Origin of the sequence: Paenibacillus amylolyticus (assembly GCF_001570725.1) — a bacterium.
In the GTDB taxonomy this organism is placed as follows: domain Bacteria; phylum Bacillota; class Bacilli; order Paenibacillales; family Paenibacillaceae; genus Paenibacillus; species Paenibacillus amylolyticus_A.
Window position 1 is genome coordinate 1,447,641 of the sequence record NZ_BCNV01000001.1, and the last position, 15,841, is coordinate 1,463,481.

At 46.8% G+C, this 15,841-nt stretch carries 12 protein-coding genes; all 12 read left to right on the forward strand.

Annotated features, from left to right (window positions below):
* Positions 1 to 26: 26 nt before the first annotated feature.
* The 12 genes from glgD to PAHA3_RS06825 all read left to right on the forward strand — a co-directional run bounded on the left by glgD (position 27) and on the right by PAHA3_RS06825 (position 15,808).
* Positions 27 to 1,130 carry a glucose-1-phosphate adenylyltransferase subunit GlgD gene (glgD, locus tag PAHA3_RS06770; RefSeq protein WP_062834031.1) on the forward strand — a complete coding sequence of 368 codons (1,104 nt, stop codon included), beginning with the start codon at positions 27 to 29 and terminating at the stop codon, positions 1,128 to 1,130.
* Between the two features lie 360 nt (positions 1,131 to 1,490).
* Positions 1,491 to 3,923 carry a glycogen/starch/alpha-glucan phosphorylase gene (locus PAHA3_RS06775; RefSeq protein ID WP_062834032.1) on the forward strand — a complete coding sequence of 811 codons (2,433 nt, stop codon included), beginning with the start codon at positions 1,491 to 1,493 and terminating at the stop codon, positions 3,921 to 3,923.
* Between the two features lie 264 nt (positions 3,924 to 4,187).
* Complete coding sequence (locus PAHA3_RS06780; protein ID WP_062834033.1) at positions 4,188 to 5,057, forward strand: effector binding domain-containing protein; 870 nt, start codon at positions 4,188 to 4,190, stop codon at positions 5,055 to 5,057.
* A gap of 42 nt (positions 5,058 to 5,099) precedes the next feature.
* Positions 5,100 to 5,558 (forward strand): VanZ family protein, encoded by a 459-nt coding sequence (locus PAHA3_RS06785; protein WP_062834034.1) that lies wholly within the window; start codon positions 5,100 to 5,102, stop codon positions 5,556 to 5,558.
* Positions 5,559 to 5,886: 328 nt separating this feature from the next.
* Positions 5,887 to 7,578, forward strand: coding sequence for a glycoside hydrolase family 13 protein (locus PAHA3_RS06790; RefSeq protein WP_153028183.1), 1,692 nt, complete (start codon positions 5,887 to 5,889; stop codon positions 7,576 to 7,578).
* Between the two features lie 98 nt (positions 7,579 to 7,676).
* A complete protein-coding gene (locus PAHA3_RS06795) occupies positions 7,677 to 8,369 on the forward strand; it encodes a metal-dependent hydrolase (protein WP_062834035.1) in 693 nt (230 codons plus the stop codon).
* Positions 8,370 to 8,608: 239 nt separating this feature from the next.
* A complete protein-coding gene (gene dctA / locus PAHA3_RS06800; protein ID WP_062834036.1) occupies positions 8,609 to 9,964 on the forward strand; it encodes a C4-dicarboxylate transporter DctA in 1,356 nt (451 codons plus the stop codon).
* A gap of 376 nt (positions 9,965 to 10,340) precedes the next feature.
* A complete protein-coding gene (treC, locus tag PAHA3_RS06805) occupies positions 10,341 to 12,062 on the forward strand; it encodes an alpha,alpha-phosphotrehalase (protein ID WP_062834037.1) in 1,722 nt (573 codons plus the stop codon).
* A 28-nt stretch (positions 12,063 to 12,090) separates the two neighbouring features.
* The gene (gene treP / locus PAHA3_RS06810; RefSeq protein WP_062834038.1) at positions 12,091 to 14,109 is read left to right on the forward strand and encodes a PTS system trehalose-specific EIIBC component; all 2,019 of its coding nucleotides are present in this window, start codon (positions 12,091 to 12,093) and stop codon (positions 14,107 to 14,109) included.
* Between the two features lie 220 nt (positions 14,110 to 14,329).
* Positions 14,330 to 15,178 (forward strand): hypothetical protein, encoded by an 849-nt coding sequence (locus PAHA3_RS06815; protein WP_062834039.1) that lies wholly within the window; start codon positions 14,330 to 14,332, stop codon positions 15,176 to 15,178.
* Between the two features lie 70 nt (positions 15,179 to 15,248).
* Positions 15,249 to 15,527 (forward strand): YkgJ family cysteine cluster protein, encoded by a 279-nt coding sequence (locus PAHA3_RS06820; RefSeq protein ID WP_062834040.1) that lies wholly within the window; start codon positions 15,249 to 15,251, stop codon positions 15,525 to 15,527.
* Between the two features lie 77 nt (positions 15,528 to 15,604).
* Positions 15,605 to 15,808: a hypothetical protein gene (locus tag PAHA3_RS06825; protein WP_062834041.1), complete on the forward strand. Its 204-nt coding sequence runs from the start codon at positions 15,605 to 15,607 to the stop codon at positions 15,806 to 15,808.
* Positions 15,809 to 15,841 lie beyond the last annotated feature (33 nt).

Consider the following 15,841-nt stretch of genomic DNA (forward strand, 5'->3'; position numbering starts at 1 on the left):
TTGAAGCCAAAAGGACGGTGCATGCGATGAAACCATTGATCGGAGTTATTAACCTTGACCATGAACTTGAGGAATTGAAGGAATTGACGTACTTTCGCTGCGGAGCCGCGGTGCCTTATGCCGGGCGTTACCGTCTGATCGATTTTGTTCTATCCAATATGATGAATGCAGGAATTGAGAGCATAGGTGTGTTTGTACGTCGTAAGTATCGTTCGCTGATGGACCATCTTGGTGACGGTAAGCCATGGGATCTGGATCGCAAGCATGGAGGAATGTTTATTTTGCCACCGGACTGGAACGATCCAACAGATACGTCACAGGGTGACTTGCAGCATTTCCATAACAATTTGGACTTTTTCCACAGAGGTGCAGGGCAATATGTCGTGCATGCGGGCAGTCGCCATGTGACCAAAGCAGACCTTCAGGATGTCTACAAGTATCACATCAGCAAAGGAGCGGACGTTACACTGGTTTGCAAAAAAGTGGATCAGCTGCTGCCTGAGCATGACGCCTGTGTCAAAGTTGACCATGACGGTGACGGTAACGTGGTGGACATTCACCAAAGCGCTAACCACCCGAATATATATACAGAAATTTTCATCATGGAGAAGGAATTGTTCCTGCGTCAGGTGCAGCGCTGCATCGATCATGGCGAGAGCCATTTCTTCCGGGATGTCATTCAAAAAAATCCGGATGGATTGAATATCGCTGCGTATGCATATGATGGCTATCACGCAGTGATCAATTCCATCGACAGTTATTATCGTAACAGTATGGAACTGCTCAACACAGGGCAATATGAACAACTGTTCAAGGAAGATCCGGTTCAGACCAAAATTAAATATGAAGCCCCAGCCAAATACCTGGATACCGCTGATGTTAAACATTCACTGCTTGCCAATGGCTGCATCGTAGGTGGAGAGGTGGAGGACAGCATTCTGTTCCGCGGCGTACAAGTGGCCAAGGGTGCCAAAATCAAAGGTTCCATCATCATGCAGAAATGCTACATTGGTGAAGGGACGGTTCTTGAGAACGTCATTCTGGATAAAGACGTGAAGTTGACCGGAGGACAGACGCTGATCGGTGACCCGTCGAATCCATACATTTTAGCGAAAAGTACTATTATCTAATACCCACACGTAACCGATATCTTCTATAAATATATATAAAATAAAAATCCTGTAGGACGGATTTAAGGTTCATACATTTTCTAAGCATTGGGGTGCTACTGTAAAGGCTCCTTCATACGTGCAAACGTAGTGGAGGGGACGAAATCGATTCTGAAGAAGCGAAGCGGTCGCCTTTATCCTCGGATTTTTCCTTTTAAAAAAGGAATCAAAAAAATACGGGGATAACAGCGATCATAAGAACGATTCGTCAACGGAACGGGCTTTCAGTCGAAAGTGTAGCATTTATAGTTCTGACACTCACGCGCAAAATTTGTATGAACCGCCACCGTCCTGCAGGATTTCCCCGGGAGGAACCTACTTTTGTTTGACAACAAAGAAACGTTCAAGAGTATCTTTACACGGAATCTGGTCAGCAAATTGGGCAAACCGATTGAAGAAGCAACACAGGAAGACGTGTACCATGTACTGGGAAGCATGATTCGTGAATATGCTGGCCAGGATTGGGCAGCGTCGAATCAGGGGTTTAAGCAGCGCCAGGATAAACAGGTCTATTACTTCTCGCTGGAATTCCTGATTGGACGTCTGCTCGGCAACAATCTGCTGAATGTGAATGAATTGGAATTGGTGAGCGATAGTCTGGCTGAGCTGGGCTTCTCCTTGGAAGAGGTGGAAGAACAGGAGGCGGATGCAGGACTCGGTAACGGAGGTCTCGGACGACTCGCTGCCTGTTTCCTGGATTCACTTGCATCCCTTGGGTATGCGGGACATGGCTGCGGCATTCGCTATAAATACGGATTGTTTGAGCAAAAAATCATCAATGGCAATCAGGTCGAATTACCTGACAACTGGCTGGACAAAGGCAACGAATGGGAAGTACGTCGTCCAGACAAAAAGGTGGAAGTACAGTTCTGGGGCCGGGTGGAGGCTCACGAGCAGGATGGAGAATATCAGTTTGTTACAAAAGATGCCGAATCGGTTGTGGCCATTCCCTATGACGTGCCTGTCATCGGTTATGGTCAAACCCATGTGAACACATTGCGTCTATGGAGTGCCGAGCCGAAGCGCGAGACTTCACTCGATACCCCTTCGAACTACTATGGCTATCTGGATTATAGTCGTTCAGTTGAATCGATCTCGGAATTCCTGTATCCGGATGATTCCCAGTACGAAGGAAAACTGCTGCGATTGAAGCAGCAATACTTCATGTGTTCGGCAGGTGTGCAAAGTGCGCTGCGTACATTCAATAAGCTGGAGCTTTCGTATGATCGTTTGCCAGATAAAGTGGCTTTCCACATCAACGACACGCATCCAACCTTGGTTATCCCTGAACTGATGCGCATCCTGATTGATGTGAAGGGTTATGGCTGGGATGAAGCATGGGATATCACAACTCGCACAGTATCGTACACCAATCATACAACGCTTAGTGAGGCGCTTGAGAAATGGCCTGTATCCATGATCAGCAAGCTGCTGCCACGGATTTATATGATCATTGAAGAGATCAACAAACGCTTCTGTGGTATGCTGCTGGATCGGTACCCAGGAGATCAGGATCGCATAGGGCATCTGGCGATCGTTGCGAACGATCAGGTGCGGATGGCGCATTTGGCGATTGTAGGCAGTCATAGCGTGAATGGTGTCGCGGCATTGCATACCGAGATTTTGAAGGAGCGCGAGATGGCTCCGTTCTATGCACTTTATCCAGAGCGTTTCAATAACAAAACGAATGGTATTACCCATCGCCGCTGGCTGATGCATGCCAATCCGAAACTGTCGGATCTCATTACAGATACAATTGGTAACGAATGGATAACAGAGCCGGGCAAGCTGGACCAACTGGCAGGTTTTGCGGATAATACATCATTCCAAGAGCAGTTCCGTTCGATTAAGCGGGATAATAAGGAACGACTTGCTGCGTATATTCTGGATCATACTGGAACGACAGTGAATCCGGATTCCATTTTTGATGTGCAGGTGAAGAGGCTGCACGGGTACAAACGACAACTGTTGAACATTCTGCATGTGATGCATCTGTATAACCGGCTTAAGAATGATGCTTCGTTTGATATGGTACCGCGTACGTTCATCTTTGGAGCCAAGGCAGCACCGAGTTATTATTTTGCCAAGAAAATCATTAAGCTGATCAATACCGTATCTGACACGGTGAATCGGGATGCAGCGGTGAATGACAGCTTGAAGGTATTTTTCCTCGAAAACTATTCCGTCTCTCTTGCAGAGAAGATTATTCCGGCTGCGGATGTTAGTGAACAGATCTCAACCGCAGGCAAGGAAGCTTCGGGTACGGGCAACATGAAGTTTATGATGAATGGCGCCTTAACGATTGGCACGATGGATGGGGCCAACGTGGAGATGGCAGAGCAGGTCGGAGAGGAAAACATGTTCATCTATGGTCTGCGCGCAGACGAAGTGCTTGAGTATTATCGTTCCGGCAGCTACCGTCCGAATGAGATTGTGCAGCACGATGAACGGATTCGTGAGGTCGTGGAGCAATTGGTACATCCAGGTGCATTCTGTTATCGTGACGGAGAATTCTGGGATATCTATGACTCGCTACTGGCTCACGGTGATGAATACTTTGTATTGCGTGATTTTGCTGCTTATGCTGACGCGCATACTGCCATTGACCAGGCGTATCGGGATGTTCCAGGCTGGACTCGGAAAGCGATATTGAACACGGCTCATTCTGGTATATTCTCCAGTGATCGTACCATTAGTGAGTATGCTACGGATATATGGGGTATTCATCCCGTGTCCGGGAACTGGAAAGGTTAAGAATAAATTGTTAGGCGAAAAAATCCCCTTGTTCACAAGAGCTTTCTCTCCTGGTTAATCAATCAGCGTAGAGAGCATCTCCTTGTAGAACAAGGGGATTTTGGCATACAGTGAATCATAGTGACATTCAAAATGAATAGAAGCGTAACTCACGTATCCTACATCATACAAGTTCGCACTCAAAATCAAAAAAATGATCTGGATCTCAGTCATACTACATAAGAAATCGTTTGATACTTTGATTTAGATAGGGGAGCCGTCACTATGGATCATTACACACGAATTCAACTTGCTATTGAGTATTTGGAGCAGCATTTGCAAGATGATTTTAATATCAGAGAGACGTCCGCTGCTGCGAGCTTTTCGGCGTTTCATTTTCAGCGTTTATTCCAGGCGATCACGGGATTCACGGTACTTGAATACGTGCGCAGACGCAGATTAACGGAAGCTGCAGGGATGCTGCGAGGCACATCGGAAGGCATATTGGACATTGCGATGAGCTTTGGCTATCAATCTCAAGAGGCATTTACCCGTGCATTTTCAGCCTACTTTGGAATGACACCGGCGAAGCTGCGTAAGCTGGAAGTGGATCAGTTGTCTCTTCTGAAGATGCAACAGAGCATTGATTTTAACGATTATCGAACTCGGCTTGATGGAACTTTCTACATGAACACACCCCGTCTGGTCACACGGGAACCGAACTGGATTGTCGGCTATGAATATAAGACCAACCTGAATGACAATCAGCATTATGCTGAAATACCCGGATTTTATCACGATTTTGGCATGGAACAGAAATTCATGGCGATCCCGGAGAGGACACGCCCTGATATGGCTTATGGTGTGGCCTGTCATTTTGAAGAGGATGGAGCATTTTCTTTTATTGTGGGTGAAGAAAGCAGTGGAGCATCTCAGGTGCTTGAACCCGGTTTTACCTCGATTAAACTTCCGGGCGGCTTGTATGCAGAGTTCACCGTGGAAGGCTCCGGGCAGGATATTCGTAAAATGATCTATGGTAGCTGGTTGCCTCAGTCTAACTATGAACGGAGGGAAGGACCAGACTTTGAAGTGACGGATGTCTGGAAATCAACCCCTGAACAACTGGACATGAAGATCTATATCCCGTTAAAATAGACCTTACCGCTTCGCGGAAATCAAGGTCGGAGGACGGGATGAATGAGCGAAAAGTCGTGGCTTCACTCCAAGTGGATGCTGAGCATTGTTGCTTGCATGGCAGTGCTTTACCTACTGGTTATGGGCATTTTACTGTTTGTCAGTGGACGAACACCTAGCATGTATTATCAATATAATCTCATCCCCTTTGAGACGATTCGCCCACTTCTTATGGAGAGGGAAAGGTACAATACAGATACCTGGGTCAAAAACCTGTTTGGCAATATCGTATTGTTCATTCCGCTGGGCATCTGGATTCCATGGTTGTTTCGGAGGTGTCGTTCGTTCCTGACCTTTACATCGACAGTTGTCTTGCTTCTACTGGGTGTTGAGCTCACACAATTAATTACGCGTGTTGGTTCGTTCGATGTGGATGACATTATTCTGAACACGATCGGTGCCTGGATAGGTTACGCCGTATTTAAGTTGTTTTTATGTTCACCAAGAAGGACTCGGAATTGAGCCGCAGATCGCGGTCCAGGACCGGGTCTTTTTGCATAAGATACCTTTCACATGTTTACAAGGGAATCTTTTCGGATAAAACATATTAACGGCTTAATACAGTGAGCAGAGATTATATATAAATTTAACTAAACATTTACACGAAACGGAGAGGACAGAAATAACCTGAAGAAGCGAAAGCGTGCGCCTTTATCACCGGATTTTCCCCTTATAAGGGGAATTCATAAAATCTGGGGATAACAGCGATCGGAAGGTTGTTCTGTCATCGGAGTGTCTAGTGTAAATATTCTTTCGTTCAATTTATATATAGAACAATGATGAGAGCGAGGTGGGCGATATCGTTTGGTGGAAAGAGAGTGTGGTCTACCAGATTTACCCGAGCAGCTTCAAGGATTCGGACGGAGATGGATATGGCGACTTGCAGGGGATCTATGAGAAACTCGATTATTTGGAGAATTTGGGTGTGGATGTAATCTGGCTCTGTCCTATCTACGATTCACCAGGACATGACAACGGATATGATATTCGGGATTACTACGCTATTCTGCGTAAATACGGCACGATGGAGGATTTTGATCGGTTATTGGCAGAGGCTCACAAGCGCGGGCTCAAGATCATGATGGATCTGGTGCTGAATCATACGTCGGATGAACATGCGTGGTTTGCCGAATCGCGTTCATCGAAGATGAATCCGAAGCGGGATTATTATATTTGGCGTTCAGGCAAAAATGGCCAGGTGCCGAATAACTGGGAGTCCTATTTTGGAGGTTCGGTGTGGAAGCATGATTCGGAGACAAATGAATATTATTTGCATCTGTATTCGGAACAGCAACCGGATCTCAACTGGAACAATGCACAGATGGCAGAAGAGATGTATGAGATGGTGCATTGGTGGCTGGAAAAAGGGGTAGACGGATTCCGTTTCGATGCAGTAGCGCATATCGCCAAGGCAGAGGGGCTGCCAAGTGCCCACAATCCGGATAATCTGCCGGTGGTTCCAGCGTATCAGCTCTTTTCCAACCTGGAACAGGTACACTCCATCCTGAAGAAACTGAATAACATGATCCTGAAACCTTACGGACCCATGACGGTTGGCGAGACTTCCGGACTTGGACCTGAGCAGGCGCTGGCTTATGTGGGGACGGATCGTGACGAGCTTAATATGGTTTTCCAGTTTGAGCATATGTTCATCGATGCCAAATCTTCTGGCATTGGTAAGTGGAACTATAAGGAATGGAAACTGACCGAACTCAAAGAAATCATGAGCCGGTGGCAAACGGTTTTGCACAATAGGGGCTGGAACGCCAATTACATGGGCAACCATGATCAGCCACGTCCGGTTTCGCGTTTTGGTGATGATGGTAAATATCGGGTACGTTCTGCTCAGATGTTGGCGACATGGATGCTTACACTTGAAGGAACGCCCTACATCTATCAGGGAGAAGAGATTGGCATGACCAATGTCGCTTTCCCGGATATTGAACAATACCGGGATATCGAGACCAAAAATTATTACAATCATTACATTGGTCAAGGTAAGTCGAAGCATGAAGTCATGCAGGCGATCTGGTTGAAGAGTCGCGATAATGCCCGGACGCCAATGCAATGGGATGATACGGAACACGCAGGCTTTACCCAAGGTCAGCCGTGGATTCAGGTGAATGATAATTATTCTGAGATTAACGTCGCCGACGCCGAAAGTGATCCCCAATCCATTTTGCATTATTACCGTAAACTAATTGCCCTTCGCAAACAACATAAAGTGCTGATCTACGGAGCGTATGAATTGTTTCTACCGGATGATCCGGATATCTATGCCTATACACGAACGCTGGATGATGAGCAGATGTTGGTCATTCTGAATTTCCGTGGGCATGAACCCGAGATGGAGTGGCCGGAGGGCTGGGATTCCGAGCATGCCAAGCTGATGATCAGCAATGTAACCAGACGATATTCTACCGATGAAGGTGCGATTCAGCTTCAGCCGTTCGAAACAAGGGTGTATCGTAAGCAGCGCTGAGATGGATAATCGCGAATTTTGCGTTGGTGAAGAGCTATGATTTATAATAAATAAAGTGGTTTTCAAATAATCAAAACATATGTCGGGAGGAATCCAAGTTGTTGAATATTACGTTCCACGGTCACTCCAGTGTACAGCTGGGCACAGAAGAAAAGTCTCTGATCATTGATCCCTTCCTGCGTGGCAACGAGCTTGCCGTCACAAAGCCGGAAGATATCGAGACCGATGTTGTGTTGCTGACACATGCACATATGGATCACATCCTCGATGCTGAACCGATTGCCAAAGCGAATAACGCCAAAGTTGTGGCTATTGTGGAGCTGGCTACATATATGTCATGGAAAGGTCTGGACACGCTTGGGATGAACATGGGCGGAACGGTAGATCTTGATTTTGCTCAAGCCAAAATGATTCAGGCGTTCCATACTTCAGGTATTGTGCTGGAAGAAGAACAACGGATCATGTATGCAGGTTTGCCTGCTGGATATATCATTAATATTGGTGGCAAAACCATTTTGCATGCCGGAGATACAAGTCTCTTCGGGGATATGAAGATGATTGGTGATCGTCATGATATCGATGTAGCTTTCTTGCCTATTGGTGGACATTTCACCATGGGACCTGAGGATGCGCTGCAAGCGGCCGAATGGTTTAATGCCAAACTGACCATCCCGGTTCATTATGATACATTCCCTGTGATTCGTCAGGATGCGGAACACTTCGTACAGCAGCTGGCTGCTAAAGGTTTGGAAGGCCGTGTGCTGTCCCCAGGGGAATCCATTACCCTGTGATGCACATTTAACCGCTGTTCAATAATAAATGGATTGATAGATAAAGACGAATATCACGTCAAGATAACTGACGCGATATTCGTCTTTTTTCGGTTTCAGGTTCAATTTTCACAGATAGAGTTGGTACAAATGACAAAAAGATTGAAATTCCATTGTTGAACTCCGTTTCGGAATGATATAAAAAGTTACACGGAAACCAACGGGAAATCCGAATTGACCGCAAAACAGGGGGAGCGTTTATGTCATTTGTGAAATCATTATTCTTTCAGATTATTGTAGCAGTAATCATCGGGATAGGCGTAGGCATCCTGTGGCCGGATCTGGGCAGTTTGCTGCAACCGCTCGGAACAGGCTTCATCAAATTAATCAAAATGATCATCGCACCACTGATATTCATGGTGATTGTGACAGGTATTGCCAAGATCGGTGATCTGAAGTCCGTAGGTCGCATCGGACTGAAAGCCATCGTGTGGTTCGAAATTGCAACTACAGTGGCGCTGGTACTCGGATTGGGAACAGCCAATCTGCTTCGTCCTGGTGCGGGAATGAACGTGGACCCTTCGACCATAGACGCAAGTGGCATCGAAGCGAAAACGAATGGTTCCGAGTTGCCACATACGGTAGATTTTATCATGAATATTATTCCGACAAGTGTTGTGGATGCCTTTGCACAAAATGCACTTCTGCAAGTACTGCTCGTAGCATGCTTATTCGGGGTTGCGCTGGCAGCAACGGAGAGTAAGGCGAAAGAGAATGTATTGACGCTGATTGAGAACCTGCTCGGAATTGTGTTCCGCATCATTGGTTATATCATGAAACTCGCGCCAATTGGTGCATTTGGAGCCATGGCCTACACGGTAGGAGCTTATGGGGCTTCCACATTGTCGTCCTTTGGTCTGCTTATTCTGGCTTGTTACGGTGCAGCGCTGCTGTTTCTCGTTATGTTGGCACTCGCTGCCTGGTGGATCACCGGGCTGAATTTCCTGCAATTTGTGAAGTATACCCGCTCTGAAGTGATGCTGGCAATTGGTACCGGATCGTCAGAGGTGGTGATGCCACGCATGATGGACAAGCTCACCAAGGCGGGATGTGATCGTGCGGTTGTGGGGCTTGTAGTGCCGACGGGGTATTCATTTAATCTGGATGGCGCTTCGATCTATTTATCGTTGGCAACAGTCTTTGTGGCTCAAGCCGTAGGTATTGAACTGACGTTTGTACAGCAGATTACGATTTTGTTAGTGTTGATGTTAAGTTCCAAAGGTATGGCAGGTGTACCTGGCTCCGCATTCTTGGCTCTGTCCGCGACGGCGGTAGCCGTCAATGCCTTCCCGGTAGCAGCGGTTGCTCTGCTGCTTGGTGCAGATCGCTTCATGGATACAATGCGTGTCTTCACGAACCTGATGGGTAATTGTGTCGCAGCATTCGTGGTTGCAAAATGGGAAGGCCTGCTGGATCAAAAGCGGATGCGTGCCGTACTATCAGGTGAGATAAGTGCTGCTGAACTGGAAAGGGAAGAACAGGCTGCCCTCTCTTTATTGAAGTTGAATATGCAGGAAAAACAGGGGGAAGCCGTAGTTTCACCGCAGATGTCGTAAGAGGCGTTTGCTCGCTGTGGTGACCTAGTCATGTGACAGTAACTTTATAATAACAATCCATTACAACAGTAATAAACAGTAAAATACATTTAAGAAGTTCAACCAAGTTCAACCAAAAGAAACCGTCTGTTGCCCACTCCAATCGTGGGAAAAACAGACGGTTTCTTGTTGTCCCAATACAGATATCATGGAGTTCACGAACGCAGGGTCCAAAATAAATGTTACAGAGGAAAGAATAATGGGGAATGTGTAGAAGAGGCGAAGAATATACATATTATAGTTTCAACTTGTATATACATGTTTACTTATGTAATATAGATATGAAGTTAGCCGAGAACATCACATAAGAGCATTACAATTTATTGGAGGCGTTAACATGAGTTCTAATAACACAACTCCGTCATCTTGGTGGAAGACATCAACGGTGTATCAGGTATATCCGAAGAGTTTTAATGATACAACCGGATCGGGCACCGGAGACATTCGTGGATTAACCGAGAAGCTTGATTATTTGCAGCATCTGGGTATCGATATTGTGTGGTTGCAGCCGGTATATGTATCCCCCCAGCATGATAATGGGTATGACGTAGCGGACTATTATCGGATTAATCCGGATTATGGAACGATGGAGGACTTTGACGAACTGTTGAAAGGTCTGAAGGCTCGTGACATGAAACTGATGATTGATATCGTGGTGAATCACTCCTCGACAGATCATGAGTGGTTCCAGCAATCCCGTTCTTCCAAGGATAATCAGTACCGGGATTATTATATTTGGAAAGATCCTGCGCCGGACGGCGGTGTGCCAAACAACTGGCAATCCAAGTTCGGTGGACCAGCTTGGCAATATGATGAACAGACGGGACAATATTTCCTGACTTTATTTGATAAAACGCAGGCTGATCTGAATTGGGAGAATGAAGAAGTACGCAAAGCTGTACGGGATATGATCAAGTTCTGGGCCGAAAAAGGTGTAGATGGTTTCCGTATGGACGTGATCAACCTGATCTCGAAAGACCAGCGTTTCCCGGATGACGATGGTAGCGTGTCACCTGGTGATGGACGCAAGTACTACACGGATGGACCGCGTGTGCATGAGTATATCACCGAGATGTACGATGAAGTATTCGGGCCTCACAACATGGTGACGGTAGGTGAGATGTCCTCGACAACATTGGAACATTGCATCCAATATTCGAACCGGGCTTCCCGGGAGTTCTCAATGACGTTTAACTTCCACCACCTGAAAGTGGATTATCCGAATGGTCAGAAATGGGAACTGATGCCGTATGATTTCGAAGCGATGAAGCAGCTCTTCAGTGAGTGGCAAACTGGCATGCAGGCTGGTGGAGGCTGGAACGCGCTGTTCCTGAATAACCATGATCAGCCGCGGGCGCTGTCCCGATTCGCCGATGATGGTGACTATCGTGCCGAGAGTGCCAAGATGCTTGCAACGACTATACACGGAATGCAGGGTACACCTTACGTCTATCAGGGTGAAGAGATCGGAATGCCGAATCCGGTCTGGAATGACGTCAGCGAATTCCGCGATATCGAATCGACGAACATGTATCGCTTGCTTCAGGAAGAACGGGGCAAATCCGCTGAAGAAGCTTTCAACATTGTAAAAGAGCGTTCCCGAGATAACTCGCGGACACCAATGCAGTGGAATGGAAGTAAGAACGCCGGATTTACTACCGGAACACCTTGGCTGAAGGTGGATGAAAGGTATCCGTCCATTCACGTGGAGCAGCAGCTGGCTGACCCGGATTCAATCTACTACCACTACCGCAAATTGATTGCCCTGCGTAAACAGGTTAACGTGCTGACTGACGGTCTGTATGAACGCCTCGACGATGCACATCCGGACGTATTCGCGTACGCACGTACCAATGGAAGTGAAACCCTGATTGTTGTATCAAACTTCAGTAAACGAGACGTCACGTTCTCGCTTCCGGAAGCGGTGTGGAATGATCATATTACAAATAAATCAGTAGAGTTACTCATTGGAAATACAGAGGTAGCGCCTGTACTGACACAGGAAATCTCTCTCAGTCCGTATGCATCCTATATGTGGCTTGTGCCACAACAGGACTAATCACATTTTATAAATAGGAAGTGACACTATGGCAATCGATAAAAAACAGGTTCAGGAGATCGTCCGGGCAGTCGGTGGCAAAGAGAATATTGAAGCTGCTACACACTGTGTTACACGACTCCGGTTTGCCTTGTACGATGAGAGTAAAGTGGATACCGAAAGTCTGGATCAGAATGATCTGGTCAAAGGACAGTTCTCTTCTCAAGGACAATTCCAGGTCGTTATCGGACCTGGTCTGGTGGATAAGGTCTATGATGAGATGATTCAGATCACCGGGGGAGATCGTTCTTCCAAGGATGATGTGAAGGCGGTCGCTGGTAAAAAGCAAAATCCAATTCAGCGAGCGATTAAAACGCTCTCGGATATTTTTATTCCAATTTTGCCTGCGATCATTACGGCAGGACTTTTGCTCGGGATTAACAATATTCTGACAGGTCCAGGTATTTTCTTTGATGGAAAATCACTGGTGGATGTCTATCCAGCCTGGAAGGATCTTGCGTCCATCATTAATACGATCGCGAGTACAGCCTTTACGTTCCTGCCGGCTCTAATTGGTTGGGCAGCTGTAAAAAGGTTCGGCGGCAGTCCGCTGCTCGGGATCGTGCTGGGTCTTATTCTCGTACATCCCGATCTGCTGAGTGCATACGGTTACGCTGATGCCGTGAATGATGGCACGGTGCCAACATGGAATTTGTTCGGTTGGGAGATTGAGAAGATCGGTTATCAAGGGCAGGTTCTGCCGGTACTGGTATCGGCCTATCTGCTTGCCAAGATGGAGATTTTCCTGAACAAAAGGGTACATGACTCCATTAAACTGCTGGTTGTTGCACCAGTCACGTTACTGATTACCGGATTCTTGGCATTTACGATTATTGGTCCAGTGACATTTGCCATCGCGAATGCAATCACTTCTGGCTTGATCTATGTTTACGATTCCTACGCGGCGCTGGGCGGTCTGATCTACGGTGGTCTGTACGCTTTGCTGGTTATCACTGGTATGCATCATACGTTCCTCGCGGTGGATGTTCAGCTCATTGGTAGTCAGGGCGGAACGTTCCTGTGGCCGATGCTGGCATTGTCCAATATCGCACAGGGTTCGGCGGCACTTGCAATGATGCTTGTATTACGTGAAAAGAAAATGAGAGGACTCGCGGCAACATCCTCAGTATCGGCCTTCCTCGGGGTAACCGAGCCGGCAATCTTCGGAGTGAATATCCGTTACCGTTATCCATTTATCTTTGGTATGATCGGTTCCGCGATTGGTGGTGTGCTGCTGACGATGAATAATGTTCAGGCAACCTCCATCGGTGTAGGTGGCGTACCTGGATTCCTGTCGATTTTCCCTAACAAATGGGGCGTCTTCTTCATCGGCATGGCGATTGTTCTGGTTGTACCGTTTGTACTGACCGTTATTTTTGGTAGAGCCAAAATGAGAAAAGAAGATCGTAATGCAAGCAATGAAACCGTTGCTGAGCCTAAAGCGGCTACATCACAGTCTGCTTCGGGCGTTACCTCTTCGGCTGCAAATACAGATCCGAACCAGCGCACTCGCAGTGCGGCTCAAGTCGGGGATGAAGCCGTGAATACACTGGAAATCATGGCGCCATTAACAGGCCAGGCCGTTTCACTGGAGCAAGTACCTGATCCGGCTTTTGCCGAGAAACAAATGGGTGAGGGTGTAGCGATTGAACCTTCCGGCAACGTGGTAGTTGCCCCATTTGATGCTCAGGTAGCTCATGTAATCAAAAGCAAACATGCGGTGATTCTTGAACATGCGAGTGGTTTACAGGTACTGATCCATGTTGGGATTAATACGGTATCCCTCAAGGGTGAAGGTTTCAATATGCATGTCGAAGCTGGCGAGCATGTAAAGGCTGGACAAAAGCTGTTGGAATTCGATCGTAAGGTGATTGAAGATGCGGGATACCCGCTGATTACACCGATTATCATTCCAGATGGTCAGGATATGGTTGAACGGGTGGAAGTCACGACAGGTGATGTTACATCCAATCAAAATGGTGTGCTGAAGGTTCATCTGAAAGGTTAATTGAGATAACAACAGGATGGGGGCTGCATGATGTGCAGCTCCCTTTTTTGTTGTGAGATCGTTATTTTTATGACCATCATGGTAAACTGTATATAAAATGGAAGAATCACATTTTTAAAATAATGGTGGGTGTAAGGTACCTTCTGACAAAGAAAGCTTCAGGCATGTTCGAGTAGTGGCGTTCATATGGTGAAGAAAGAGTTCCTAGAGGAGGAGAGCCATGACACGTATTGCGGTGATGGTCATTCATGGGCTGGGTATGCGTAAGGATGGGTACGCGGACAAGCTGATTGCTTGTTTGCATAAGGAATTGGACAAGGTGATGGTCTTGCCTGGAGCCTCCAAACAGATGCTGGATATCGAACCTGTATATTGGGCGGATGTATTTGAGGAGCGGGAAGAAGCGCTGTTTCAACAGCTCGTCAGCTCTCCGGGATTGAATTACCAGACGCTGCGCCGATTTGTCATCCATTACCTGGCTGATGCGGTTGCATATCAACCGGTGGAAAATCAAGGTCATAACTATGATGCCGTACATCGAACGTTGAATCAGGCGCTGCATACCCTTGCACAGCGTAACGGACCGGAAGCTCCACTCTGTGTGGTTGCCCACAGTCTGGGTGCCGTAATCGCAAGTAACTTCTTCTACGATCTGCAATATCCGTCCAGTCGTGTACCTGAAATTGTCGATGTGAACTCGGCTTTGGAGCGAGGGGACACCCTGACCCATTTTTACTCGTTTGGTACAACCCTACCCTTATGGAGTTTGCGTTACCATGACTTTAGTCGCCCGATTCAGGTGCCCTCCTCCCATGTAGATCACTATTATGCCGGTCTGGAAGGGGAGTGGGTGAACTTCTATGATCGGGATGATATTTTGGGTTATCCGCTTCGTCCCATCGATCCGGCTTATGAGAAAGCTGTCAAAGAAGACATAGAAGTGAACTCTGGAGGCTTGGCTTTGAGCTGGAATCCGTTAAGTCATGGAGGTTATTTCTCCAATGCAAGCATGAATCGCAGAATCGCGCAGGGGCTGGCTCGAACCTGGACCTGGATAAATCGCTCATAATATAAGAGGTAGTTCAAAGACGATTTTTTTGAACACGTATTGTAAGTTTTATAATTAGGAGGGACTATGTATGGAATGCAGGACAGGCTGTGCCGCATGTTGTATCGCGATTTCCATATCGTCACCGATACCGGGCATGGCTCATGGCAAGCCGGCAGGTGTACGTTGTGTGCAGCTTACCGATGATAATCGCTGTGGAATTTTTGGCCAAAAAGAGCGTCCTGCTGTATGCAGTGGATTGCAGGCTGAGGAAGAGATGTGCGGTAGCACCGATCAGGAAGCCTTAGATATTCTGACCTGGTTGGAGCAAGAAACCGCACCGACCTTAATTGCACCGAAGGTAATGTGAATGACTTGTTTTAATTAAATAGGATATTTATACTTAATATGGAAGAAGGTCGATCAGAGAGAGGAGACGCGAATACAATGGGGTTTGTTAAACGTTTTGTATTGGTTGTTGTGAATATGATCGGAGAGTTATGGATGGGCTTTTACCGACGTAACTCGGATTATTATGACCATCAGACTTCGGAGTCCAAGAGCAAGATTGGCTATTATGCATTTATTATTGGGGCAACGGTAGTTACGGTGGGTATTGTGGGCTGGATGTACAACCGAATTTATTCATAAGTAATTATTTTATTTCAAATTGAATGAGGCCAA